Genomic DNA, 25,384 nt, shown 5'->3' with positions numbered 1-25,384 from the left:
GTATTTATGAAAAAAATACTTGTGATAAACGGTCCTAATCTGAATCTTCTCGGAGAACGTGAACCGGGAATTTACGGTGACGATACATATGAATCCCTTTGTGAAATGATTATGGATAAGGCTGATGAAATGAATATTAAATGCGAGATTTTTCAGTCCAATCATGAGGGAGCAATAATTGATAAGCTTCATTCGGCAAGAATGAATTTTAATGGTGTTATACTCAATGCAGGAGCTTACACCCATTACAGTTATGCAATTCGTGATGCAATTTCTGCAATAAGTATTCCGGTTGTTGAAGTGCATATAAGTAATGTTTTTGCAAGAGATGAATTCAGAAAAAATTCTGTTATCGCTCCTGTGTGCAAGGGAAGTATTTCTGGCTTTGGATTTTCTTCTTATTTTCTGGCAATGGACGCATTGGTGAAGTACTATGGATAGAATTAATCGTATTGTACTCCCCGAAAATGCTGACGGTGCGCTGATAACTTCAGACATTAACAGAAGGTATTTTACCGGAATGAAATCGTCGGCAGGCATGTTACTGATATTCAAAGAGTGCGCTTATCTTATCATTGATTTTAGATATATTGAAAAAGCAAGAAATACTGTTAAAAACTGTACTGTAATGGAACAAGAAAACCTTACGGAACAGATCAACAGTCTTATGAAAAAACACAATGCAAAATCTCTTGCAGTGGAATCAATGGATATGACACTTAGCAGAATGAGTTTTCTTGAAAAAAAATTTCCGGATATTGAATTCATAAAATCCGATGAACTCAGCAATAATATTTATGATATGAGGACTATTAAATCTGCTGAGGAAATTGAAAAAATTCACAAAGCACAGGAAATTGCTGAAAAAGCATTCGATGAAATACTTGGATTTATTAGTCCGGGAGTTACAGAGCGTGAAATTGCTCTGAAATTGGACAGCTGCATGCTTGAAAACGGTGCCGAGGGACTGTCATTTGAGACAATTGCTCTTGCCGGAGCAAATACGTCTATGCCTCATGGAGTACCGGGAAATTATAAGGTGAAAAACGGTGATTTTGTACTTATGGATTTCGGTGCAGTCTATGATGGGTACCACAGCGATATGACAAGAACAGTCTGCGTGGGACAGCCTTCGGAGAAAATGGGAAAGATTTATGATATAGTACTTAAAGCACAGCTGGAAGCTCTGAAAAAAGTTAAATCCGGTATAACCGGCAGTGAGCTGGACGGTTATGCTAGGGATATTATTGATGAATCGGGTTATGGAGATTTCTTCGGACATTCTCTGGGTCACGGAGTCGGAATGGAAATACATGAGTTTCCGACTGCTTCGTCAAAATCCGAAACAATTTTAAAAGAAAATATGGTAGTCACTGTTGAACCGGGTATTTATCTGCCCGGAGAATTTGGAGTTAGAATTGAAGATTTCGTTGTTGTGACTGAAAATTCACATCAAAATTTAACAAATTGCCCTAAAAAATTGATAATTTTATAAAAAGGTATTGAAAAAAAGTCAAAGTTGTAGTATAATAATAACAAATTTATTATTAAATTCCAGTAAGTTTTTAATTTTGGAGGTATTTTATGATTTCAGCAGGCGATTTCAGAAACGGCGTTACATTTGAACTTGACGGTAACGTTGTTCAGGTTATCGAATTTCAGCACGTTAAACCGGGTAAGGGTGCTGCTTTTGTAAGAACTAAATTTAAGAATGTTATCACAGGCGCTGTGGTTGAACGTTCGTTTAACCCGACAGATAAATATCCTACTGCTTTCATCGAAAGAAAGGACATGCAGTATTCTTATAATGACGGACAGCTTTATTATTTTATGGATACTGAAACATATGAACAGGTTCCGATCGGTGAAGATGTTTTAGGTGATAATTTTAAGTTTGTAAAAGAGGAAATGATTTGTAAGATCTGCTCATATAAGGGTAATGTTTTTGCTGTTGAGCCTCCTACTTTTGTGGAACTTGAAATTACAGACACAGAACCGGGCGTAAAGGGCGATACGGCAACTAACGCTACAAAGCCGGCTACAGTTGAGACCGGTGCGGAAATCAGAGTTCCTCTGTTCATTAATCAGGGCGACAGAGTTCGTATTGACACAAGAACAGGCGAATACATGGAAAGAGCTTAATATTTATTTAATAACATAAAGGAGGGCTATCTCATGAAGCTTACTGAAAAAATGTCATATTTACAGGGAATGCTTGACGGGCTGGATATTGATACTTCTACTAAGGAAGGCAAGCTGTTAGTGCAGATGACTGAGGTTATGCATGAAATGGTAATGTGCGTTGACGATCTTCAGACCCAGGTTGACGAGCTTACAGAGCTTTGCGATATCCTTGATTCTGATTTGGGAGAAATGGAAGAGGATTTTTACGACACAGATGATTGTGATTGCTGCAATGAAGATGATTACGATGATTTTGATTTCGACAGCGACGAGCTTTATGAAGTATGCTGTCCTAATTGCGGTGAAACAGTTATTCTTGATGAAAGTATGATTGAAGAAGGTTCAATTGACTGTCCTGAATGCGGTCTGAATCTCGAATTTGATTATTTTGACGATACTGAAGTATCTGACCTTTCAGATGACAGTAACGAAGAATAAAAAGAAAAACCTGCGGTAATACAGTAAAAGTTTATTACGCTTTTCAGGTAACGATATCATGAAATGCTTAGCGTTTTGAAAGAACTGTCAGCAGATAAGCAAAAGCTGATTGAAATGTGTTATTGGAATAATCAATAAATGCAGGAAATGGAAAAAGCATTTGCAATAACAATGAAAGTATCTATAGAAATTGATACTTTCGCTATGATATAATCCCCTTAGAGTAGACACACGGAAAGAATACACTAAGGGGATTATTCTATGTCCAGAAAAAGCAAAGTAACAAATAAAGAACGAATAGCAGCTGTATAAGAATAGCTAGAAAGTTATCACGGAATTGCAGGCCGTTATGCGAGGATACAATAAATTTTAACACCAACTTAAAGCTATGACTGATAAGGCAATAGAAACACAGAAGAATTTACAATGCAATCTGATTTTTATTGACATTTATAATTCTTAATGATATAATTAAAATAATATATGATTGGAGGATGGATTTAATGGTCTGTAAAAATTGCGGTGAAAAATGTTTCTCCGGAGAAGTGTGTAAATGCGGAGAAAAAATGCCGAAAGTAAATAGCGCCGGAGTATTAATAAATTCAATTATTTGTTCAATTTTATTGGTTATTTCTATTATTTCTATTGTTTTAACTATGTCATTTAGAAATATTGTGAATAATAATATTCTTGTCGATACAATTAAAGATGTTGATTTATGCAGTCTTGAGGTTCAGGATGAATCCGGAAAGACAGTGCAGCTTGATGAATATATTTATAATAATTATATTGATGATGACAGAATATCAGTACAGAATGTAGATAATGTTTTAAATGATCCGTTTATTAAAGATTTTATTATTGAAAAACTTGAAGGTTATCAGGATTTTTGTATGGACAAAGGAGAAATGGTTTATATCACTTCAGATGATATTGTAAATCTTATTGATGAAAACAGTGATTTACTTTTCAATGAAGCGGGATTGCAATTTCTTGAACCTGATAAGCAACAGCTCAGAAACGATTTAAGCGTATTGGATGATTTTAAAGATTTTTCCGACAATTATCTGACCGGTTGGTTTAGCAGCGGACTTATACATACATTCTTCTCATTAGCAAATGTTATTTTTCTTGCAGTGCTAATGGCTGTAATTTTAATACAATGGATTGTTATTTATAAATTAAATTCAAGAAGGATCGGAAAAGCGCTGAGAAAATACAGTATTGTTCTTATAATACCGTCATTTATTATATTTGCTTCAACATTTTCATTTTTATTTTTTGAAGAAAACAGTATTGTGAATGCTATAACTTCTGATATAAAGTGGTCGTTTACAATATCCTCCGGTATTATTCTTGCTGTAGGAATTGTTTTGCTTCTGATATCAATACCTATGAATATTAAAAAGAAAAACATAGTTGAAATTCCGTCAGATGCAGCTGAAAATTCTGCTGAAGAACAGCCTGTTTACGCAGCTGTTTCTCAAAATGCTCCTATAACAGAAAATGTTCAGGAAAATAAAGCTTTTACTGAAAATTCAGATTCTGCCGACGGTTTATGTCCTCAGTGCGGACATAAGAATAAAACCGGTTCATCTTTTTGCAGTCAATGTGGTTTAAAATTGAAATAATATCTGTGACCGGCTTTGAAAGCCGGTCAGTTTTTAGTAAACTGCATTGCAAAGCAAAAAAAGTCGGGAAAATAAAAGAATGTTATGCTATAATGTAAATACAGTCAGGGTAGGGAGATGAAAGCTGTGAACGGATGGAGTCAAGGTATACAAAATGCAATTGAATATATTGAAGAAAATATTACTGATAGGCTTGAGATCAATGATATCGCTTCTAAGGCGTATGTTTCTGCATTTCATTTTCAGCGAATTTTCAGTATTTTATGCGGTTATACCATAGCTGAATATATTCGAAACCGAAGGCTTACTCTTGCCGGACAAAGACTTTCAGTGTCTGATGAAAGGATAATTGACATTGCTTTGGAATTTGGATACGATTCTCCTGACAGTTTTGCAAGAGCCTTTACGAGGTTTCACGGTATTTCTCCTTCGGCTGCAAAAGAAAAGGGTGCAAAACTCAAATCATTTGCACCTTTAAGAATTAAACTTACATTGGAGGGCGGTACTATGTTAGAGTACTCAATAGTGTCAAAAGCGGCTTTTACAGTTATGGGTAAAGTAAAAAAATTCAGTTTCAGTAATTCTTATGAGGAAATTCCAAAGTTCTGGGACGAACATATGAAAAGCGATGATAGTAAAATAGTTTGCGGTATGTTCGGCGTTTGTTATGATGGAGATAAAAACGGTTTTGAATACCTTATTGCTGATAATTATATTCCTCAGAATGAAGTTCCTGATGGGTATACTACAAGAACAATCCCTGAGGGAATGTGGGCGGTATTTCCATGCAGAGGACCACTTCCGGAAGCCTTACAGACCGTTAACACTAAAATCTGGAATGAATGGCTTCCTAACTGTAAGGAATATAAGCTTGCGGGGAATTATAACATTGAAATGTATACTCCTATTTGTGAAAATCCGGCAGATAATTATTGTGAAATCTGGATTCCGGTAGAAAAGATCTGATAATTTAATAGTTATAAAAGACAGGATTAATCCTGTCTTTTTTATTTTTATTTATTAATGAGAAAAATACATAAATTAAAATTACTTGCAAATAATTTCAGATTATGGTATGATAAAAGAGTTTGAAAGAAATTTAAAAGAAAAAGGAAGGAGCGTCAGTATGGCAAAAAAACAACAGGATTACGGTAACGAAAGTATTACTATGCTGAAAGGACCTGATAAAGTAAGAAAGCGTCCGGGAGTAATTTTTGGTTCGGATGGTCTGGATGGCTGTGAACATTCTGTTTTTGAAGTTATATCAAATTCTATTGACGAGGCACGTTCCGGCTATGGAAATAAAATAGTTGTTACAAAGTATAATGATAATACAATAGAAGTTGAGGATTTTGGCAGAGGCTGCCCTGTTGACTATAATAAATCAGAGGAACGCTTTAACTGGGAGCTTGTTTACTGCGAATTGTATGCCGGAGGCAAGTATGATGACAGCTCAGATATGTATGAGTATTCTCTGGGACTTAACGGTCTGGGACTTTGTGCTACTCAGTTTTCATCTGAATTTATGGACGTTGAAATAATCAGAGACGGTTATAAGTATAATCTTCATTTTGAGAAAGGTGAAAATGTCGGCGGACTGAAAAAAGAAAAGACTTCTAAAAAGCAGACAGGCACTAAAACTAAATGGAAACCGGATCTTGATGTGTTTACAGATATAAATGTCAGGGACGAATATTTTCAGGACGTATTGAAAAGGCAGGCAGTTGTAAATCCGAATCTTCTTTTTGTTTATCGTTTTCAAAAAGAAGACGGAAGCTTTGAAGAAAAAGAGTTTATCTATGAAAACGGAATAACGGATTATGTTAACGAAATTGCCGCTGGAGAAAATTTAACTTCTGTTCAGAATTGGAGTGCGGACAGGGTTGGACGTGACCGTGAAGACAAGAGCGAATATAAAGTAAAAATGGAATTTGCTCTTACTTTTTCAAATAAAATAAAAAAAATCGAGTATTATCATAATTCTAGCTTTCTTGAGCATGGCGGTTCTCCGGAGCGTGCCGTAAAGCAGGCTTTTGTGTCTCAGATAGACGCCTATTTGAAACAGAATAACAAATACTTGAAAAATGAAAAGAAAATTACATTTGACGATGTTGAGGATTGTTTGATACTTGTTTCTTCGTCTTTTTCAACACAGACTTCATATGAAAATCAGACTAAAAAAGCAATTACTAATAAATTTATTTATGAAACTATGACGGAATTTTTAAAGCATCAGCTTGAAATTTACTTTATTGAAAATCCAGACGAGGCTTTAAAAATTGCCGAACAGGTTATGGTAAACAAGAGAAGTCGTGAAAATGCTGAAAAAACACGTCTGAATTTAAAGAAAAAGCTTGCAGGCACTATTGACTTATCCAATATGGTCAAAAAGTTTGTGGATTGCCGTACGAAAGATGTCAGCAGACGAGAGCTTTATATAGTGGAGGGTGATTCGGCTCTGGGCGCTGTAAAACTTGCAAGAGAAGCAGAATTTCAAGCGGTTATTCCTATAAGAGGTAAAATACTTAACTGTCTTAAAGCTGATTATGTAAAGATTTTTAAAAATGATATTATTACTGATCTTATTAAAGTACTTGGCTGTGGTGTTGAAGTATCTTCAAAGGCTAACAAAGACATTTCTTCATTTAATCTTGAAAATTTCAGATGGAGTAAAGTTGTCATATGTACCGATGCCGACGTTGACGGATTTCAGATAAGAACGCTGATTCTTACAATGCTTTACAGACTTACTCCTACTTTGATTGAAAAAGGTTATGTTTATATTGCAGAATCACCGCTTTTTGAAATAACAACGAAAGATAAAACGTATTTTGCATACAATGAAAAAGAAAAATCCGATATTTTAAATATGATAGGAAATAAAAAATATACCTTGCAGCGTTCAAAAGGTCTTGGTGAAAACGAACCGGAAATGATGTCGTTAACTACAATGAATCCTGAAACAAGAAGGCTTATTAAGGTTTCTCCTGCTGATGTAGAAGCAACAACCGCTATGTTCGATATGCTTCTGGGAGATAATCTTCAGGGCAGAAAAGACTATATTGCAGAATTTGGCAGTGATTATCTGGAAATGGCAGATATTTCGTAATTAATGTCTACTGGATCTTTTAGCAGATAAAACAAGGAGAGTGAAAAATAAATGGCAAGAAAGTCCGATAAAGAAAAAACACCTAAAAGGAAAAATACACCGGACGCTTTTATTGAAAATGCCGGTGTTGTAATAGATGAAAAAATTACTGATACTCTTGAAAAGAATTATATGCCCTATGCCATGAGTGTTATAGTTTCAAGAGCACTGCCGGAAATCGACGGTTTTAAACCGTCTCACAGAAAGCTTTTGTATACAATGTACAAGCAGGGATTGTTAACCGGAAAGCGTACTAAATCTGCAAACGTGGTAGGAGAGACAATGAAACTCAATCCTCACGGAGACGGTGCTATATACGAAACAATGGTACGTATGTCAAGAGGTAATGAAACGCTGCTGCATCCGTTTGTGGATTCAAAAGGAAATTTCGGTAAGGCGTATTCCAGAGATATGGCGTATGCAGCGTCAAGATATACGGAAGTAAAGCTTGATCCTATATGTAACGAGCTTTTCAGGGACATTGATAAAAATACGGTGGATTTCGTACCTAACTATGATAATTCAACAACCGAACCAACGCTTCTTCCGGCTTCTTTTCCGACAGTGCTGGTAAACTCTAATATGGGTATTGCAGTATCTATGGCAAGCAGTGTTTGTCCGTTTAATTTGGCTGAAGTGTGTGAGACTTGTATAGCACTGATAAAAAATCCGGAACATGATATTATCAGTACATTGAAAGGCCCTGATTTTCCCGGCGGCGGGTTTATGCTTTACGATGAAGATGAAATGAAAAAAATCTATGCTACCGGTAGAGGTTCGGTAAAACTGCGTTCTAAGTATAATTATGATAAGTCTGCAAATTGTATTGAAATAACGCAGATTCCTTATAGTACTACTATTGAAGCTATTATTGAAAAGATAATAGAACTGATAAAGGCTGGAAAAATACGTGAAATTTCCTATATTCGTGATGAAACTGATTTAAGCGGTCTGAAAATTGCAATTGATCTGAAAAGAGGTACTGATCCTGAAAAACTTATGAACAAGCTTTTCAAGCTTACTCCATTACAGGATAATTTTGCGTGTAATTTTAATATACTTATCGGCGGAACTCCGAAAGTTATGGGAGTCCGTGAAATACTTGAAGAGTGGATAGCGTTCAGGGAAGAGTGCGTAAAACGCCGTGTTTACTTTGATTTGAACAAAAAGAAAGATAAGCTTCATTTATTAAAAGGACTTGGAAAAATTCTTCTTGATATTGACAAGGCTATTAAAATTGTAAGAGAAACGGAAGAAGAAAATGAAGTTGTGTCAAATCTTATGGTGGGGTTCGGTATAGATGAGATTCAGGCGGAATATGTTGCTGAAATAAAACTGAGACATTTAAACCGTGAGTATATTCTCAATAGATTGAATGAAATTGAGTCTTTGGAAAAAGAAATTTCAGAAATGGAAGATATACTTTCCAGCAAAAATAAGATAAGAAGCATTATAGTTTCTGAGCTTAAGGAAGTAATCAAAAAATACAGTAAGCCGAGAAATACAATGTTTTTCTATAAAAATGATATTGAAGATGTTGATATTGTAGAAGAAATACCTGACTATCCTGTGAATCTGTTTCTGTCAGGCAGCGGATATTTTAAGAAAATTACTCCCCAGTCCCTTCGCATGAGCAGTGAACAGAAGCTTAAAGAAGGAGATAGTATAATAATTCACAAAGAGGCTACCAATCTTACTGAACTTCTGTTCTTTACTGATAAATGTCAGGTTTATAAATCAAGGGCTTCTGCATTTGACGATACCAAGGCAAGCGTACTTGGTGATTATGTTCCGGCTAAGCTTGGTTTTGACGAGGGAGAAGAGCTTCTTTATATGGCTGATACTATTGATTATGAAGGATATATGCTTTTCTTTTTTGAAAACGGAAAAGCTGCGAAAGTACCATTAAAAGCTTATGAAACCAAAACCAACAGAAAAAAACTTGCAAATGCTTATTCCGGTAAATCGAAACTTTGTGGAATGCTTTATATAAGTGAAGATATTGATATTATGCTGAGATCCTCTAACGGTAAAGTTATTATTTTTAATACTTCATTGTTAAATCCAAAGTCTACAAGAGATACAATAGGAGTACAGACAATGACCTTAAAAGGTAATTATGTTTTGGAGCAAGTTCAAATTGCTGATGAAAAAATGCTTGAGGCGTTAAAAAAATATCGTGTTAAAAATATTCCGGCTGCTGGTATGGGAGGAAAGGATCTCATGGAGTATAATCAATTAAAATTGTAGAAAATTGCATTATTTTTATAAATTACAACCTATTAATTTGGTTGAAGCGACAAAATTAAACTGAATCTAATTATTCTCTATACTTTTTTTATTTCCTATGATATAATGAATACAGTTGTGTAAAATATAGATAAAACTTTTGTAAAGTAAATTGAGGGGAAAATTCTCAGGAGGAATTTATGTCTACAACTGAAATCATTCAAATTGCGATAACTACATTGGGCGGTATTGCCTTGCTGCTTTACGGAATGAATGTTTTAGGCTCCGGTCTGGAAAAAATTTCCGGAGGAAAAATGGAGAAAATTCTGGAAAAGCTTACAAATAATATTTTTAAGGCTGTTATTTTGGGCGCTTTGGTAACGGCAGTAATTCAAAGTTCAAGCGCTACGACTGTAATTGTAGTCGGACTGGTTAATTCAGGCATTCTTACGCTGTCCGCAGCAGTTGGCATTATAATGGGCGCTAATATCGGTACTACTATTACAGGACAAATTCTGCGTCTGGGGGATTTGGAAAATAATCAATCGCTTGGAACTGCAATGGAATTTATAACTCCGACTTATCTTGCACCAATGTTGGCGATTATTGGAATAATTATAATTTTAATTGCCAAAAAAGACAGTATAAGAGCAGTAGGCGATATTGGAATGGGTCTAGGCATATTGTTTACCGGTATGCTGTCGTTGACTGATGCTGTTAAACCACTTTCAGAGCTGGAAGCTTTTAGAAACTTATTTGCAAGTCTTGAAAATCCAATTCTTGGAATTTTAGCAGGAACTGTTGTAACGGCATTAATTCAGAGTTCGTCTGCTTCAATTGGAATTCTTCAGGCTGTTTCTGCTACCGGAGTATTAAAGTTTGCAGCAGCGTTCCCAATTATTATGGGACAAAATATAGGCACTTGTTCTACATCAATTTTGTCAAGTGTTGGTGCAAGTAAAAATGCTAAAAGAACAGCAATGGTTCACTTTTACTTTAATTTTATAGGTACAGTTTTATTTCTGATTTGCGTGTATATTTTAAAAGCCTTCGATTTGATTCCTATGTGGAACGATACTATGGATATGGGATCTATAGCGAATTTTCATACTTTATTTAATATTATTGTAACCGTGGTATTTATTCCCTTTCATAAAGTACTGGAAAAGCTTGCTATTATGACCATAAGATCCAAGCCGGAGGATGAAGACGAAATTGCAGTTGATTCAGCAGAAAATATGTTGGATTCACGATTCCTTAAATCACCGTCCCTGGCGATTCAATATGCAAGTAATGCTGTATCATATATGGGTAAGCTTGCCAGAGAAAATTATAAAATGAGCTGTGAGCTTCATTTTTCATATGATACAAAGCATGCGGAGAGAATCAGAGAATATGAAGAGATCATTGACAGAACAGAGGACAGGCTGAATTCATATCTTGTTTCAATTACTGATTGTGAATTAAGTGTTGCTGAAAGCAGATCGGTAACATCACTTCTGCATATAATTACTGATTTTGAAAGAATAGGGGATTATGCTTTTAATATTATGGAAGCAGCGGAATATATGCATGAAAAAAATCAGAAACTTTCAGATAATGCAAAAGCAGAATTAGCGGTTATTTCAAAAGCAATAACAGAAATTATTGATATGGCTGTGACAGCAGTTGAATATGATGATCTGGAAACTGCTAAAAAAATAGAACCTCTTGAAGAAACAATTGATCAGCTTGAATATCAGCTAAAAAACAGGCATATTGAACGTCTCAAAACAGGGGATTGTGCTATTGACCGAGGTATACATTTCCTTGATATGCTTTCGGATATGGAACGTGTTGCTGACCATTGTTCTAATGTTGCCGTCCATGTACTCAGCCGTAACTACGGTAAAGAGGAGATTAAGCATCATGAATATATTGATACAATTCATAAAGGCGATTCCAGTGAATATATTAATGCAATGAATGAATACAGTAATAAATATAGGCTTGCCGATTAATAAATTATAAAAATAAGATGCCCACAGGCTTGAGCCTGTGGGCATTACAATTAAATTGTTATTATTCATTAGTGGGGGGTATAACACGGTCTTTTTTGGTTTGCTTTTCATTATTGGAAATTTTCCTTAAGTGCTTTAGCTAATTGATCTGGGCACGATGTGTTTTTATATCCGCATTTAATATTTTCGAGCTTTTCAATTACATCTTCTACTTTCATTCCCTTTACCAGAGAACCAATACCCTTAAGATTACCATTGCAGCCGCCTATATATTCTACGTTCTGTACTATACCGTCCTCAACCTCTATGTTGATTTGTCTTGAGCAAACTCCCTTTGGTGTGTATGAAATTTTCATTATATATCAAACTCCTTTTTTCTGGCTGTTCCTGATTTTATTGCCGCTTCAGCTACTGCTTTTGCCACAGCTTTAGGTATATTTCTGTCAAAAGGATCAGGCAGAATATTGTCTGCATTTAATTTTGACTCATCCACGCTATCGGCAATTGCATAAGCAGCGGCAAGCTTCATTTCTTCATTAATATCTTTTGCTCGTACTGCCAGGGCACCTTTAAATACACCAGGAAAAGCAACGACATTATTGATTTGATTAGGATAATCACTTCTTCCGGTTCCAACTACAAAAGCGCCCGCACTTTTAGCCGCTTCCGGCATAATTTCCGGAGTAGGATTTGCCATTGCAAAAATAATTGGTTTATCTGCCATGCTTTTAACCATTTCTTCTGAAACAAGTCCCGGTTTGGAGACGCCTATAAATGCGTCTGCATTTTTCATGGCTTCTGCCAGTCCGCCTTTAATTTTATTTTTATTTGTTACCTTTGCAATTTCATAATGTGAAGGATTGTCAAATTCATCTCCGTCACAAATAATTCCTTTGATATCTACCATTATAATATTTCCGATGCCCAACGTTATAAACTGCTTTGCAATTGCTATTCCTGCAGCTCCCGCACCGTTAATTACAAGAGTCATGTCATGTATTTTTTTTCCTGCAACCTTTGCAGCATTTAACATAGCGGCGCTTGCCACTATTGCAGTACCGTGCTGATCATCATGAAAAACAGGAATGTCCACTTTTTCCTTAAGCTGTCGTTCAATTTCAAAGCATCTGGGTGCGGAAATATCTTCAAGATTTATACCTCCGAAGCTTTTGGAAATAAGCTCAATTGTTTTTACTATTTCATCAGTATTTTTTGAATCAATGCAAATCGGAAAAGCATCTACATCGGCAAATTCCTTAAACAGTGCACATTTTCCTTCCATCACCGGCATTGAAGCTTCGGGTCCTATATCTCCCAGTCCCAAAACGGCAGTACCGTCGGTTATAACGGCAACAAGATTGTGTCTGCGTGTAAGTTCATACGATAATTCAGGATTTTTTTCTATTTCAAGACATGGTCTTGCAACTCCCGGAGTATATGCATGTGACAATTCGTCACGGTTGTTTACAGATGTTCGGGAAACTATTTCTATTTTCCCTTTCCATTCTTTGTGCTTATTTAAAGCAGACTCCATAATATCCATTTAAAAATTCACATTCCTTTATTTTTTATTTGACAGCTTTATAATTCTGTCAAGATTTTCCTTAGATGTTGTGTTACTGCCAAGGTGAGTAGGAAAAGCATTGTATAAACCGTGAAAGTCCGATCCGCCAGTAACGATAAGATCATATTTTTCAGCGATATCAAGAAGTTCTTTTTGCTGTGCATTATCTGCAGAATAATGAAAAACTTCTACACCATCCAGTTTTTTGTTAGCTGCAAGCTCTTCGAGTAATTCAATATTGTCATAAAGTACAGGATGCGCCATAACTGCTACACCTCTTGCAGAATGAATAAGATCTAAAACAAAATTTACATCCGGATATTCTCTTTCTACCAGACATGTTCCTGTTTTAAGATTAAATAGTTTATGGTCTAACTCTCCGTAAAATTCAAGTGCATAACCATATTCAATTAAAGCTCTCATTATATGAGATTTATATATACTTTTGCTGCCCGTACAATGTTTCAATACGCTTTCAGGAGTGATAGGATAAAGCTTCATTACGTTTTCTATCATTTCCTTAGAACAGGCTTTTCTGATTTCGCATGATTTAAGACACAGTCCCTCTAACCTGTCAGGTTTTTTAGGCGCATAGCAGAGAATATGAACTTTTTTTCCTCGTTCCTTATCCCATGCTGACATTTCGACTCCCTGAAGTATTTTAACCCCATATCTTTCTCCTAATATATTTGCTCTGGAAAAAGATGACAATGTATCATGATCGGTAATAGATAAAAAATCTATATTCATACGTTTTGCCTGAACTATTATATCTTCAATTCCAAGAGAACCGTCAGACAACGTTGTGTGACAATGTAGATCACAGATCATAAAAGCCTCCGTATCCGCATTATTTTAACTGCGGTTGCCGTATTTTAGCATACGGCATGCTGAATTTATCATGTATAATTCTATATACATTTTAATTATATCATACGAATACTATAAAATCAATAGCTTTTTTAGCGGGTTTTTGTTAAATCTGCAAAAAAACTATATGTAATTGAGACTTTTTAAAATAAACAGCCACATAGTAAGAGTAAAGGCGCTGCATAAGGTCGTAAGCATTACGGCGTATGCGGTAATTGTTCCCTTATGTCCCATATTTCTGGACATTACAAAACAGCTTCCGGTTGTAGCACTTCCGAGCATAACAAGTATGGCTATGAGTTTTTCTCCTCGGAAGCCCATATATATTGCGATCGGAAGAAATATAATACAGAATAAAATTAATTTAATACCGGTAATAGAAACAGTTATAGGCAGTTTTCCTTTGGCGTCATGAATTTTAAACGATGCTCCTAATGCGATCAGTGACAGGGGAGTTGCCATGTTTCCAAGATAGGAAATTGATTTGGTAAGGATTACAGGCTGAGGAATTTCAAGAACAGACCAAATTAATCCTATAGCAATACCAATTATAATTGGATTTTTAATTACGTCTTTTAAAGTTTTTAATAATATTTTTTTTGGAGAACTTTCTTTTTTTTCCGGTGAGGTAACAGAAAGTACTATTACTGCAATAATATTATAAAGCGGTACAGTTCCGACAATCATTAGAGCAGCCATAGTTGCATCGCCGTAAATATTGTTTACAAATGCAATTCCCAGAATAGCAGCGCTGCTTCTGTAAGAAGCCTGAATAATTTCTCCTCTTTCAGATTTATTGCTGTAAAGAAGTGAAAACGCTGACGCAATTAAAATACTGCAAATAGTTGCTGAAAAACAGAATAATACGAATTTAGTGTCCCAGACCGATTTAAAATCAGCTGTAGAAAGATCCATAAAAAGCAATGCGGGAAGTAAAATTTTAAAAACAAACTGATTGATCTTTTGGGTTGTATGATCATCAAGTATTTTTATTTTTTGTAAAAACCAGCCAAATACCATCATTACAAATACTGGTATTGTTGCATTAAGACTGAAGTTCAGATTTTTAACAAAATCATTCATAATATATAGTTCCTTATTAATTTTTTTATTTAAAAGATAAATTATTTTTCAGCATAAAATCTATAAAATTTTCATTTTTTACATGAAATAAAACGTGTCATTGAATCCATACTATTAATGTAATAAAAATTAAAGGAGAAATATATTTATGGTAAAGCGTGTATACTGCGGTAAAAAAACAAAAATTTACATTCCAAAAACTGTAAATCCAAAAATTATCACATATAGAACTGACGATATCAGCGGCACTGCTGTTCAGAACAGTGTTTCTGCAGTCAATACTGATAATATTGCCCGTGAGGATTATTTGGAAAAACGGCGATAATATTTCGCCGTTTACATATTTATATTATTCATTTTTTTCGCAGCAATATTTGCATATTCCGTATAAAACTGTTCGGGAATTATCAATTTTAAATCCATGATGTTCCATTATATGCTCGTCTAGCGACTGCATGTATGAACAGTCGATATGAAAAAGAGCACCGCATTGAATACATTTTAAGTGAAAATGTTCATGACATTTGCTGTTATCATCTATGTACTGATAGCAGGCGCCGGATTTATCGTCTAAAAAGTATTTGCGTATAATACCAGCGCTTACAAGCTTATCCAGATATCTGTAAACAGTTGTCATTCCTACTGTTTCTTCGTTTGAGTTTATATATTTTACAATATCTGACGCAGTTAAATGTTTATTTTTATTTTCTATAAAAAAATTTAATATAATTTCTTTTTGCTTAGTTTTATAGTCAGATGGTCTCATAATATCTCCCTAATAAAATAATAATTTAAAGTGGTATTTCACAATGAACACATGATGCTTTTTTTAATTCTAGCATTATTTTAATTGCTTGTCAAGACGTATAAAAAACAGGTTCTTTCCAATCCGGAAAAACCTGTTTTTTTATTATAACCGCAGATGGATTTTAGGTTTACTGTCTGCCTATTGAAGATAATTTATTATATCATATATTTAACTAATGTTCAAAAATTTCCCGTTCTTTTAATTATTTTTATTAAATAATTGCATATAGATTTGTTTCCCATGCCGGTATGTAAAGCTGATGACGAATGTAAAGCTTATATTTTGGATTTAACTTATGTACAAGCAAAGGAAGTTCAAAAATATCCTCATTTCTATGGTATAAAGCAACCATGAGTCTGGGACTGTATTTTGAAATTGTCTGGCATGCTCCCCATAAGGCTTCACGTTCGGCACCTTCTACATCCATTTTAATAAGCGTTGCTTCTTTTCCGTCGAGCATATTATCAACGGATTTGCTTTCTATATATTTAGTACCCATACTTGCCAATGACGACTGTCTTCCGGATTTAGATGAAAAAGGCAGTTGTGTATCAATGCACCATGCCGCATTATTGTATGCGTAAATATGATCTTTTTCACTTATGTATTTTGTTAGCTTTTTGAAATTTTTTCTGTCAGGTTCCATAGCATAGATCCTGACGTACTTATTTCTTGTAATTTCCAGAAGTTCTTTTATAGTGTCTCCGTTGTATGCGCCCAGATCAACGTAATGTTCATTTAAATTAGGTTTAATGATATTACGGTAAATTTCTAATTTTGTAGAAGTAATATTTTCAAGGTGTTTAATATCGCCGCTTATTTTAAAATCCAGTATTGATGAAAATACTTTTTTTGATAAATCATCAGCGAGAAGATGATAAACCTCTTCAAGTTCCGCTGCATGTTCAGTGCAGTAATCATAATCAAACAATCCTGTTCCTATTACGGGCACGTCAGGAACATAAAGAGTATGTTTGCGTCCGATATCCTTAATACGGTTTACAAGCTCTTCATATCCTGCCGCAAATGCCAGCACTACAGCAAAATCTTTTTCTTTTTCTTCGACTTCCGATAATTTCTGTACCTTAAATCCTTCAAAATAATGGCCTCTTACAAAATCATCACTTGCAAAAATGCCGGAAGTTTTAATACCGTATTTTTTAAATACAGACATTATTTTCATAGCTCCGTCGCCCATGCCATATATATAAATTGGTTTAGTTTCCTGTTGAAGTTTTTCCCAGCACGTAACCTTTTCTGTTATAAATTCAAGCATTTTTTTCACTTCTCTTTAATACAATTTATTCGCTTTCCATGTCAATCGAACTGTCGCAGTCACAATGACCGTAACTGCCGCCTATCATATCACGTCCTCTTGTACGGTAACGGTCTCTTTGAATATTAATATGTTTATCCAGTAGTTCAAGTACTTTTCTTGGCGCCTTTATGGATTTTATTTCTTTAACCGGAGTATCGGTATCAACAACATACATTATAATAGTACCGCATTTAAAAATTCTGTTGCCCAAAGATAAAACCAGTTTTTTGTCTTTAACAGTATATAAGTCCAATTCGTCCTCAACCAGATTAAATAAACCGACTCTTGTAATAAATTTGGTTTCTGTCAGAAAATATCTGGTAAATGATAACGGCAAGCCGAAAATTGTACGTTTTTTATCAGTCCACACATAATCAAAATCTTTTTTTGACATTTTTATATCTCCCTTAGGTTAATATATAAATTCATTTATTCTTACTCTTAATTTTAACATAATACGTCAATTCTGTCAATTATTATTATATAATTTCAGAACCTGCAATAATAGAATTTATTTCCACCGTTTGAATGAAAGATTTTTTTGTCAAGTAAACGGCTGATTTCTATTATTGCAGGTTCTTATTTGTCAATTAATATAAAAAATTTATTTAAATTTATTTTTTAAAAACAATTTCTATTGAGGTTCCGATTCCAAGAGTACTGTCAATATTAATTTTGGCTTTATGAAATATTGCGCCGTGCTTTACTATTGATAGTCCCAGACCGGTTCCGCCGCTTTCTTTTGAATGACTTTTATTAACACAGTAAAAGCGTTCAAAAACTCTGTCGAGATCTTCAGCGGGGATTCCTATACCGTTATCCTTAACGGTCACAGAAACATTTGAAATGTAATCCTTTACAATGACTTCGACTTTGCCGTTCTTTTTATTGTATTTAATGGCGTTGTCGCATAAATTATATATCATTTCATCAAGTATCTGTCTGACTCCGGTTATATTTCCGTGATCTCCGTTTACAGTTACGGAAATGTTTTTGTCTTTGGCTTTTGATGAAAGTCTTGCAGCTGCGTCTTTGGCAAGAACAAGCATATCTACAGATTCTTTGGTTATTTCAATTTTATTTTCGTCAAGTCTGGAAAGTTTGATGATGTCTTCAATAAGATTTATCAGACGCTGTGTCTCATTATATATTTTTAGTGCAAACATCTGATAATCTTCCGGTTTGGCCCAGCCGTCCTTCATAATTTCCGCAAATCCTGAAATTGCCGTGAGAGGAGTTTTTAATTCATGAGAAACGTTTGCGGAAAATTCTCTGCGGAGTTCCTCACGGGATTCCTTTTCTGTTACGTCAATTATGATGATAACAGCGCCGCTGATTTTATCAAAATGCTTAACCGGATTTGTTATTACCATATATGAACGGTTATTAATAGTAAGAGCTGTTTCATCATGCTTTCCGACAACCGCATTTTCAACGGCATCAACAAAATTTTTGCTGTGATTTAAATCAAAAACGCTTTTGCTGATATAATTGTACTCACCGCCGCCCAATATTGCAACAGCGCTTTTATTACATGAAAGTATAGTTGATTTTTGATTTATAATAATCAAACCTTCACTCATATTCTCAGTAACGGTTTCAAATTCTACCTGTTTTGCTTTGAGTTCTGAAATATATTTTTCAATATCCGAATTTTGCTTTTCAATTCGGCGTAAAAGCGGAGCAAGTTCATCATATTTAAGATTGTTTGACGGATTATCAAGATCAAGTTCATTTATAGGCTTTATGATCTTTTCAGTTTCATTATTGGAAACAATAATTGCCAATATAATTATAATGGCAATGACGATAACAGTATAGGGGAGGGCACTGAAAATATCGTGGTAAATACTGCTTGTTGTATCCGACATTCGCAATATTGTACCGTTTGTTAATTTTACAGCATAGTAATAGGTTTGTTCACTGAATGTTTCTGAAAGTCTTGAACTTTCTCCGGAACCGTTTTTTACTGCGTCAATTATTTCAGGTCTGTCTGAGTGATTTGAAAGATTTTCACCCGCACTGTCGTATATGACATTTCCGTTACTGTCAATCCATGTTATACGGCTTGGTGTGACGTTCTTTACCGATTCAAGATAATTTATATCTTCTGTATCTATAGCTTGAGAAATATATTCCGCTTCTGCTCTTATCATTGATTTCATTTCATTGTAGTTTTTCCTGTAAATTACCAGAGATATCATTACGGCTGTTATAATTACTGAAACAGCAGTCATAAGACACATAGTAATAGAAATTTTCTTTTTCATGAACCTTCTCCTATTCTATATCCGATACCCCGAACCGTTTCAATAATGTTTCCGCTGTTACCCAGCTTCTGGCGCAGAGAACGGACATGAACGTCAATAGTTCTGGTTTCACCGTCAAAATCATATCCCCAGATACTTTCCAGAAGTTTATTCCTTGAAAGTACAAGTCCTTTGCTTTCTATGAGCATGCAGAGCATTTCAAATTCTTTGAATGTAAGGGAGATTTCATTTCCGTTCACATAAACTTTATGTTTTCCGACGTCAACAATAATATTTCCCGCCTGAAGTTCTTTTTTTTCTGTATTGTCCGAGTATCTTCTCAGAACAGCTTTAATTCTGGAAACAAGTTCCATCATACCAAAGGGCTTTGTAACATAATCATCGGCACCGCAGTCAAGACCTGTAACCTTATCATATTCCGAGCCTTTGGCAGTAAGCATTATTACGGGGATTTTATGAGTCTGAAAGGTTTTGCGGATTTTTTTCAGAATAATAATTCCGTCCTCACCGGGAAGCATGATATCAAGTAATATAAGCTCCGGAATATTATTTTCCAGCTGTTTAAACAATTCCGTACCGCATGTAAAGCTTTGAGCGTCAAAGCCTGCCATTTTTAACGTATAGACCACCAATTCGCTGATATTACTGTCGTCCTCGACAATATAGATCATAATTTTCCCCCTTTATATTTTCCGGTAATTGAAAATTCAACCCATTCGGCAATATTTGCAGCATGATCTCCGATACGTTCAAAGTATTTGGCAATCATCAGAAGATCCAGACATTGTTCGCTGCTTTCCGGATTATTATGAATATATTTAACCAACTTGGTTTTGATATCATTAAACATATTGTCAATTGTATCGTCTGATTTTATAACATTTTGTGCGCGTTCAAGGTCGCTTTTTACAAATGAGGTTATGCTTTCGGTGACCATTTTTACTGTCGCAGATGCCATATCGCTTAGATGGATACCGTCAAAGACCAAATTAGAGTTTATATATTTAGTGATTTCAGCAATATCTGACGCCTGATCGCCTATACGTTCCATATCGGAAACCATTTTCATTGCGGCTGAAACTATCCTTAGATCTGTTGCTACAGGCTGCTGCTGAAGAAGAAGCTTCATGCAAAGACCTTCAATATCACGTTCCTTTTGGTCAATATCGTTTTCGATTTCTGCAATATTATTTAAAATATCTTCATTGGCATTTTGCAGGGATTTTGACGCATTGGCAATTGCCGTTTCGCAAAGGCAGCCCATTTTTATAAGTTCTATATGCAGAGCTTCAAGCTGTTCATCAAATTTATTACGCATTTAACCAAACCTCCCTGTAATATAATCTTCAGTTTTCTTATTTGACGGCATAGAAAATAATTTTTCTGTTTTATCGTATTCAATAACTTCTCCAAGCAGAAAAAATGCTGTTTTATCAGAAATTCTTACCGCCTGCTGCATATTGTGAGTTACCATAACTATAGTATACTTCTTTTTAAGTTCCATTGCAAGGTCTTCTATTTTTGAAGTGGAAATCGGGTCGAGAGCAGATGTGGGTTCGTCCATTAACAAAACCTCCGGTTCAACGGCGAGCGCACGTGCTATGCAAAGCCGCTGCTGCTGTCCTCCGGACATGGCAAGTGCACTTTTTTTAAGCTTATCCTTTACCTCGTCCCATATTGCAGCTCCCCGCAGTGATTTTTCAACGATTTCATCTAGCCTTACTCTTGAGCGAATACCATGAGTTCTCGGACCGTATGCTATGTTATCATATATACTCATCGGAAAAGGGTTCGGTTTCTGAAAAACCATTCCTACACGTTTTCTGAGAAGGTTCGTATCCATATCACCGTAAATATCCTCATTATCCAGAAGCATTTTTCCGGTGATCTTACAGCCTTCCACAAGGTCGTTCATACGGTTCATTGATTTGAGTAGCGTGGATTTTCCGCAGCCTGAAGGTCCTATAAAAGCTGTGATTTCGTTAGGCGCAATATTAAGATTAATATTTTTCAGCGCTTTGAAATCGCCGTAGTACAAATCAAGATTTTCAACTGTAAACTTATTCATATTTTATCCTTTCGTAATTTTTTTGGCAAGAAATGATGAAAGAGCATTGAGTCCGGCAACGATAATTATCAGTACTACTGCTGTTGCGTACGACTGATCGACGTGTAATCCTTCACTTGATAAAAGATACATGTGTTCTGATAGAGTACGTCCTGATTTAAGAATGTTCCATGCGGCTTTTGTGCCTGTTCCGGCTGTATACAGCAGCGCCGCCGTTTCGCCTACAATACGTCCTGTGGCAAGGATTACGCCTGAAAGTATGCCCGGTACTGCCGGAGGAAGAACTATTTTAAATACTGTTCTGAGCTTGCCGGCGCCGAGTCCGAAGCTTCCTTCACGATATGAGTCCGGTACAGATTTGAGAGCTTCCTCAGTAGTTCTTATTATCAGCGGAAGGATCATTATAGCAAGAGTTAAAGTGCCGGATAATACTGAATATTTGAGTTTCAGCTGAACAACAAAGAACAGATAGCCGAATAAGCCGTATATAATAGAAGGAATTCCTGAAAGCGTTTCAGTTGTCATTCTGATTATTCCAACGATTTTATTTCCGCGCTTAGCATATTCGACAAGGTATATTGCTGAAAAAATTCCGAGTGGAACGGATATAAGGAGCGCTAAAGCAGTAGTTATAAAAGTATTTATAAGAGCCGGAGTAAGAGAACAGTTTTCAGAATTATAGTTAAATTCAAAAAGACTTGGAGATATATGAGGTATACCCTTTATTAATATGTATATGATTATAAAAAAGAGTGTAATCACTGTTAATGCCGAGCACAATATTACCAGAGTCAGCAATAAAATTGAAAGAGGCTTGTTTTTGTATTGCTTTAATTTCTGCTTTACTGTCTGAGTATTTATACTGTTCAATTCCGGTTCCTCCTTTTAAGCAGTGAGCATGAAATGTTTATTATAAGAATAAATACAAACAGTACGACTCCGGTTGCAATTAGAGCTTCTCTGTGAAGATCCTGAGCATATCCCATTTCAATTGCGATATTTGTTGTAAGAGTTCTTACTCCTTTGAAAATACTGCTCGGAATTCCGGTACTGTTTCCGGCAACCATCATTACTGCCATGGTTTCTCCTATGGCTCTTCCTATTCCAAGTACTACTCCGGCAAAAATACCGGATTTTGCGGCGGGTATGACAGTAAAAAATACGCTGCGTTCATGTGTTGCCCCCAATGCAAGCGCTCCCTCGTAGTAGCTTGCAGGTACCGCTTTGATGGCAGTTTCCGATACTCCTATTACTGACGGAAGAATCATAACGGCAAGAATTAATGACGCAGTAAGCATACTGTTTCCGGTAAACGGAACTACAACTACAAGTCCGAAGAAACCGTATATGACCGATGGTATCCCTGCAAGAAGATTTACTGCCGGTTTAAGCACCCTATAGATTTTTTTCGGACAGAAATACGCCATAAATGCAGCGGTAAATATACCTATCGGAACTCCTATTAAAATTGCACCCGCAGTTACATATATACTTCCCAGAATCATCGGCAGTATTCCATAGATGTCATTGGACGGCCTCCAGACAGTACCGGTGATAAACTTAAAGATACCTATTTCTTTTATTGCCGGTATTCCGTTTGCAAAAAGAAACAGACAAATTATAATGACTGCGATAATGGAGGTACAAGCGGCGAGAAGAAACACGCCGCTCATTATTTTTTCCTTATATTTATGCATAAATGCCTCCGTATATTTTACTGGATTATATCCTGCCAGCTTGTTGTTTCTCCTGTATATATTGATTTTACCTGATCGCTGGACAGTTCGTCGGCTGGATTGTCATTATTGACTATTACTGCAATTCCGTCCATAGCAATTGTTTGAGATGTAAGACCGCTTTCAATTTCGCTGTCTTTAAGTTCTCTTGATGCCATGCCTATATCGCATACTCCTTCAATCGCAGATGTCATTCCTGTTGTCGAATCGCTTGTCTGAATTTCAATTTCCGCTTTTGTATTTACTTTAAGATAAGCCTCCTGAAGCTTTTCCATTACAGGGGATACGGATGACGAACCGGCAATTACAATTTTTCCTGACGGAGTATTTCCGCTGTAAGGAGCGGCGTCGTCCGAACCTATATATCCGTTGTCGGTAATGATCTGCTGTCCATCTGAGCTCATGATGTAATTAATGAAATCCTGTGTAACTTCACTGACGTTATCCTTAGTTGCGATATTGAAGGGACGGGCAATTTTATAGGAATTGTTTTTTACATTTTCCACTGAAACTTCCGCTCCGTCAATTTTAACCGCCTTAACAGTGTCGTTTAACGAACCCAGTGAAATATAACCGATTGAATACATATTACCCGATACGGTCGTCATCATAACGGAAGTATTATTTGTTATCATAGCATCCGTTGTTGTTCTGTCGATTTTATCACCGTTTTCGTCTTTTTCTTCAATTCTGAAAAGCTCTACGAATGCTCCTCTTGTTCCTGAGCCGTCTTCACGGGATACTATTGTAATATCCTTTGAAGCGTTAAAGCTCTTGTCTGAACCGCAGCCTGTAAATAACGATGCGGACATTGTTACCGTCATAAGAATTGAAATAATTTTTTTCATAGTAATTAACTCCTTTACTGATTATGTCTTAATTATAAAATGTTATTGTAAAATCGAAAAGTTATATTATGTAAAATCTATGTTAAATAATTTTGTAAAAAAGCTGAATGTAAAGTAAAATTTAACAAAGCCCTCTCATCATTTTAATGAGAGGGCTACATTAGCGTTATTTTTTCTTTTTTTCATTAATTTTGATTTTAAGTTCGGTTAAGGCATTATTAAACTTAAGAGAACGTGAGTTTGGATGCGCATTCAAATAATTTTTCTTGAAAAAATTTATTTTACTTGAATTTTTTATATTTTCAGATTTTAATTGCTCTAATTTTTGCTTTAATGATGTTAGCTTTGCGTCGGATTCTGAATTGTTGCGTATTTGTTCTTTGATTTTAAGGTTAATATCTGAAATTTCATTTTTTATTTCAGTAAGACGTTTGAGTATATTATTAACATCTATAGCTGCTTTGGCCGAAGCAATAAAGTCAATTATAAAAATAATAAGAAGGATAATATCTAATATCATGATAATCTGCGAATCTAATTTTAATATTATAGGCTCTATATGTACATGTACTTTATAATTGACAAGCAATGTCATAAATCCCCACATTAAAGTTGCCTCAGCGCATATGCGTCCTTTAAAATTATAATGCGTATCGCTGTAGTCCCAATAACGTGTTTTAAAAATAACTTCAAGAAGCCATCCGGTTACAAATTCAAGTATAGTTGCTGAAACGGCGCCGAATATAAAAACTAAAACAGGGTCTTTGATAACCGGAGTACCGGCAACAATCATTGTAATTGCTCCAAATCCGTATAAAGGCAAAAACGGCGAACGTATAAAGCCTCTGTTAACAAAACGCTTTTCTTCTATTGATACCAAGGCGGTCTCAAAGCACCATCCTAAAAATGAATAAATGAAGAAAATGAAAATCCAATTTTGTATAGCATAAATCATTTTAAAAACCTCCGATTATATGTAGATTATTCTGTTAATTATAATATAATTTTAGATTTATGTCAATATATTGTATAATTTGTATGTAATTATAATTAAAAAAGTATTTAAAACTATAAACTCCTACAAAGCTGCAAAAAGCGGTTGACAAAAGAGGGAAGAGGTGATATAATAATAAAGCTGTCGAACGAGAGAGAGCGAGTACGGAATGGAAAAAATTTTTTTGAAAGAAGT

General features: G+C 35.3%; 25 protein-coding genes. 10 read left to right on the top strand and 15 right to left on the bottom strand.

Translation table 11 applies throughout. The annotated features are described in order from the left end of the window. Positions 1-6 precede the first annotated feature (6 nt). From aroQ to OCV67_RS08810, 9 genes are all read left to right on the top strand, one after another. A complete protein-coding gene (gene aroQ, locus OCV67_RS08850; RefSeq protein WP_147643624.1) occupies positions 7-441 on the top strand; it encodes a type II 3-dehydroquinate dehydratase in 435 nt (144 codons plus the stop codon). Beyond that, positions 434-1,495, top strand: coding sequence for a M24 family metallopeptidase (locus OCV67_RS08845; RefSeq protein ID WP_147643623.1), 1,062 nt, complete (start codon positions 434-436; stop codon positions 1,493-1,495). The genes aroQ and OCV67_RS08845 overlap by 8 nt, the downstream gene beginning before the upstream one ends. An 89-nt stretch (positions 1,496-1,584) precedes the next feature. Further along, positions 1,585-2,142 (top strand): elongation factor P, encoded by a 558-nt coding sequence (gene efp / locus OCV67_RS08840; protein WP_147643622.1) that lies wholly within the window; start codon positions 1,585-1,587, stop codon positions 2,140-2,142. A gap of 33 nt (positions 2,143-2,175) precedes the next feature. Further along, positions 2,176-2,622, top strand: a complete 447-nt coding sequence (locus OCV67_RS08835) for a CD1247 N-terminal domain-containing protein (protein WP_147643621.1) — start codon at positions 2,176-2,178, stop codon at positions 2,620-2,622. Between the two features lie 503 nt (positions 2,623-3,125). Continuing rightward, positions 3,126-4,253, top strand: coding sequence for a zinc ribbon domain-containing protein (locus OCV67_RS08830; RefSeq protein WP_178085066.1), 1,128 nt, complete (start codon positions 3,126-3,128; stop codon positions 4,251-4,253). A 126-nt stretch (positions 4,254-4,379) separates the two neighbouring features. After that, complete coding sequence (locus OCV67_RS08825) at positions 4,380-5,219, top strand: AraC family transcriptional regulator (RefSeq protein WP_394802690.1); 840 nt, start codon at positions 4,380-4,382, stop codon at positions 5,217-5,219. A gap of 160 nt (positions 5,220-5,379) precedes the next feature. Then, entirely contained in the window at positions 5,380-7,362 is a 1,983-nt protein-coding gene (locus OCV67_RS08820) for a DNA gyrase/topoisomerase IV subunit B (protein ID WP_147643618.1), read from the top strand. A 51-nt stretch (positions 7,363-7,413) separates the two neighbouring features. Further along, entirely contained in the window at positions 7,414-9,651 is a 2,238-nt protein-coding gene (locus tag OCV67_RS08815; protein ID WP_147643617.1) for a DNA gyrase/topoisomerase IV subunit A, read from the top strand. Positions 9,652-9,830: 179 nt separating this feature from the next. Next, a complete protein-coding gene (locus OCV67_RS08810; protein ID WP_147643616.1) occupies positions 9,831-11,630 on the top strand; it encodes a Na/Pi cotransporter family protein in 1,800 nt (599 codons plus the stop codon). A gap of 110 nt (positions 11,631-11,740) precedes the next feature. Here OCV67_RS08810 and OCV67_RS08805 read toward each other — a convergent pair whose 3' ends face one another. The 4 genes from OCV67_RS08805 to OCV67_RS08790 form a co-directional block, all read right to left on the bottom strand. Further along, on the bottom strand, positions 11,741-11,986 hold the full coding sequence (locus OCV67_RS08805) for a TIGR03905 family TSCPD domain-containing protein (RefSeq protein WP_147643615.1): 246 nt from the start codon (positions 11,984-11,986) through the stop codon (positions 11,741-11,743). Further along, positions 11,986-13,173: an NAD(P)-dependent malic enzyme gene (locus tag OCV67_RS08800; protein ID WP_147643614.1), complete on the bottom strand. Its 1,188-nt coding sequence runs from the start codon at positions 13,171-13,173 to the stop codon at positions 11,986-11,988. The genes OCV67_RS08805 and OCV67_RS08800 overlap by 1 nt, the downstream gene beginning before the upstream one ends. 18 nt (positions 13,174-13,191) lie before the next feature. After that, on the bottom strand, positions 13,192-14,025 hold the full coding sequence (locus OCV67_RS08795; RefSeq protein WP_147643613.1) for a PHP domain-containing protein: 834 nt from the start codon (positions 14,023-14,025) through the stop codon (positions 13,192-13,194). Positions 14,026-14,187: 162 nt separating this feature from the next. After that, positions 14,188-15,147 carry an AEC family transporter gene (locus OCV67_RS08790; RefSeq protein WP_147643612.1) on the bottom strand — a complete coding sequence of 320 codons (960 nt, stop codon included), beginning with the start codon at positions 15,145-15,147 and terminating at the stop codon, positions 14,188-14,190. A gap of 148 nt (positions 15,148-15,295) precedes the next feature. Here OCV67_RS08790 and OCV67_RS08785 point away from each other — a divergent pair, with 148 nt between their 5' ends. Next, positions 15,296-15,472: a hypothetical protein gene (locus OCV67_RS08785; RefSeq protein ID WP_178085065.1), complete on the top strand. Its 177-nt coding sequence runs from the start codon at positions 15,296-15,298 to the stop codon at positions 15,470-15,472. 24 nt (positions 15,473-15,496) lie between these two features. Here OCV67_RS08785 and OCV67_RS08780 read toward each other — a convergent pair whose 3' ends face one another. The 11 genes from OCV67_RS08780 to OCV67_RS08730 all read right to left on the bottom strand — a co-directional run bounded on the left by OCV67_RS08780 (position 15,497) and on the right by OCV67_RS08730 (position 25,150). Then, positions 15,497-15,913, bottom strand: coding sequence for a Fur family transcriptional regulator (locus OCV67_RS08780; protein WP_147643611.1), 417 nt, complete (start codon positions 15,911-15,913; stop codon positions 15,497-15,499). 253 nt (positions 15,914-16,166) lie between these two features. Then, positions 16,167-17,231, bottom strand: a complete 1,065-nt coding sequence (locus OCV67_RS08775) for an FkbM family methyltransferase (protein WP_147643610.1) — start codon at positions 17,229-17,231, stop codon at positions 16,167-16,169. Positions 17,232-17,256: 25 nt separating this feature from the next. Beyond that, positions 17,257-17,667, bottom strand: coding sequence for a PH domain-containing protein (locus OCV67_RS08770; protein ID WP_147643609.1), 411 nt, complete (start codon positions 17,665-17,667; stop codon positions 17,257-17,259). A 220-nt stretch (positions 17,668-17,887) separates the two neighbouring features. Further along, positions 17,888-19,543 carry an ATP-binding protein gene (locus OCV67_RS08765; protein WP_147643608.1) on the bottom strand — a complete coding sequence of 552 codons (1,656 nt, stop codon included), beginning with the start codon at positions 19,541-19,543 and terminating at the stop codon, positions 17,888-17,890. Then, positions 19,540-20,214, bottom strand: coding sequence for a response regulator transcription factor (locus OCV67_RS08760; RefSeq protein WP_147643607.1), 675 nt, complete (start codon positions 20,212-20,214; stop codon positions 19,540-19,542). Before OCV67_RS08760 ends, OCV67_RS08765 begins: the two co-directional genes overlap by 4 nt. Continuing rightward, the gene (gene phoU, locus OCV67_RS08755) at positions 20,211-20,861 is read right to left on the bottom strand and encodes a phosphate signaling complex protein PhoU (protein ID WP_147643606.1); all 651 of its coding nucleotides are present in this window, start codon (positions 20,859-20,861) and stop codon (positions 20,211-20,213) included. Before phoU ends, OCV67_RS08760 begins: the two co-directional genes overlap by 4 nt. Beyond that, the gene (pstB, locus tag OCV67_RS08750) at positions 20,862-21,611 is read right to left on the bottom strand and encodes a phosphate ABC transporter ATP-binding protein PstB (RefSeq protein WP_147643605.1); all 750 of its coding nucleotides are present in this window, start codon (positions 21,609-21,611) and stop codon (positions 20,862-20,864) included. A 3-nt stretch (positions 21,612-21,614) separates the two neighbouring features. Further along, on the bottom strand, positions 21,615-22,481 hold the full coding sequence (gene pstA, locus OCV67_RS08745; RefSeq protein WP_337402977.1) for a phosphate ABC transporter permease PstA: 867 nt from the start codon (positions 22,479-22,481) through the stop codon (positions 21,615-21,617). After that, positions 22,478-23,308, bottom strand: a complete 831-nt coding sequence (gene pstC, locus OCV67_RS08740) for a phosphate ABC transporter permease subunit PstC (protein WP_147643604.1) — start codon at positions 23,306-23,308, stop codon at positions 22,478-22,480. Before pstC ends, pstA begins: the two co-directional genes overlap by 4 nt. A gap of 17 nt (positions 23,309-23,325) precedes the next feature. Further along, positions 23,326-24,195: a substrate-binding domain-containing protein gene (locus OCV67_RS08735; protein ID WP_147643603.1), complete on the bottom strand. Its 870-nt coding sequence runs from the start codon at positions 24,193-24,195 to the stop codon at positions 23,326-23,328. Between the two features lie 166 nt (positions 24,196-24,361). Further along, a complete protein-coding gene (locus OCV67_RS08730; protein WP_147643602.1) occupies positions 24,362-25,150 on the bottom strand; it encodes a putative ABC transporter permease in 789 nt (262 codons plus the stop codon). Positions 25,151-25,384 lie beyond the last annotated feature (234 nt).

It is taken from the genome of Porcipelethomonas ammoniilytica, assembly GCF_025567485.1.
Taxonomy (GTDB): Bacteria; Bacillota; Clostridia; order Oscillospirales; family Ruminococcaceae; genus Porcipelethomonas; species Porcipelethomonas ammoniilytica.
Note: the sequence above shows the minus strand (reverse complement) of the source record. Positions and strands in the feature narration are given on the sequence as shown.

Coding starts and splice junctions, on each gene's coding strand:
- aroQ (WP_147643624.1), top strand. CDS start 7: ATGAAAAAAATACTTGTGATAAACGGTCCTAATCTGAATCTTCTCGGA.
- OCV67_RS08845 (WP_147643623.1), top strand. CDS start 434: ATGGATAGAATTAATCGTATTGTACTCCCCGAAAATGCTGACGGTGCG.
- efp (WP_147643622.1), top strand. CDS start 1,585: ATGATTTCAGCAGGCGATTTCAGAAACGGCGTTACATTTGAACTTGAC.
- OCV67_RS08835 (WP_147643621.1), top strand. CDS start 2,176: ATGAAGCTTACTGAAAAAATGTCATATTTACAGGGAATGCTTGACGGG.
- OCV67_RS08830 (WP_178085066.1), top strand. CDS start 3,126: ATGGTCTGTAAAAATTGCGGTGAAAAATGTTTCTCCGGAGAAGTGTGT.
- OCV67_RS08820 (WP_147643618.1), top strand. CDS start 5,380: ATGGCAAAAAAACAACAGGATTACGGTAACGAAAGTATTACTATGCTG.
- OCV67_RS08815 (WP_147643617.1), top strand. CDS start 7,414: ATGGCAAGAAAGTCCGATAAAGAAAAAACACCTAAAAGGAAAAATACA.
- OCV67_RS08810 (WP_147643616.1), top strand. CDS start 9,831: ATGTCTACAACTGAAATCATTCAAATTGCGATAACTACATTGGGCGGT.
- OCV67_RS08805 (WP_147643615.1), bottom strand. CDS start 11,986: ATGAAAATTTCATACACACCAAAGGGAGTTTGCTCAAGACAAATCAAC.
- OCV67_RS08800 (WP_147643614.1), bottom strand. CDS start 13,173: ATGGATATTATGGAGTCTGCTTTAAATAAGCACAAAGAATGGAAAGGG.
- OCV67_RS08795 (WP_147643613.1), bottom strand. CDS start 14,025: ATGATCTGTGATCTACATTGTCACACAACGTTGTCTGACGGTTCTCTT.
- OCV67_RS08790 (WP_147643612.1), bottom strand. CDS start 15,147: ATGAATGATTTTGTTAAAAATCTGAACTTCAGTCTTAATGCAACAATA.
- OCV67_RS08785 (WP_178085065.1), top strand. CDS start 15,296: ATGGTAAAGCGTGTATACTGCGGTAAAAAAACAAAAATTTACATTCCA.
- OCV67_RS08780 (WP_147643611.1), bottom strand. CDS start 15,913: ATGAGACCATCTGACTATAAAACTAAGCAAAAAGAAATTATATTAAAT.
- OCV67_RS08775 (WP_147643610.1), bottom strand. CDS start 17,231: ATGCTTGAATTTATAACAGAAAAGGTTACGTGCTGGGAAAAACTTCAA.
- OCV67_RS08770 (WP_147643609.1), bottom strand. CDS start 17,667: ATGTCAAAAAAAGATTTTGATTATGTGTGGACTGATAAAAAACGTACA.
- OCV67_RS08765 (WP_147643608.1), bottom strand. CDS start 19,543: ATGAAAAAGAAAATTTCTATTACTATGTGTCTTATGACTGCTGTTTCA.
- OCV67_RS08760 (WP_147643607.1), bottom strand. CDS start 20,214: ATGATCTATATTGTCGAGGACGACAGTAATATCAGCGAATTGGTGGTC.
- phoU (WP_147643606.1), bottom strand. CDS start 20,861: ATGCGTAATAAATTTGATGAACAGCTTGAAGCTCTGCATATAGAACTT.
- pstB (WP_147643605.1), bottom strand. CDS start 21,611: ATGAATAAGTTTACAGTTGAAAATCTTGATTTGTACTACGGCGATTTC.
- pstC (WP_147643604.1), bottom strand. CDS start 23,308: ATGCATAAATATAAGGAAAAAATAATGAGCGGCGTGTTTCTTCTCGCC.
- OCV67_RS08735 (WP_147643603.1), bottom strand. CDS start 24,195: ATGAAAAAAATTATTTCAATTCTTATGACGGTAACAATGTCCGCATCG.
- OCV67_RS08730 (WP_147643602.1), bottom strand. CDS start 25,150: ATGATTTATGCTATACAAAATTGGATTTTCATTTTCTTCATTTATTCA.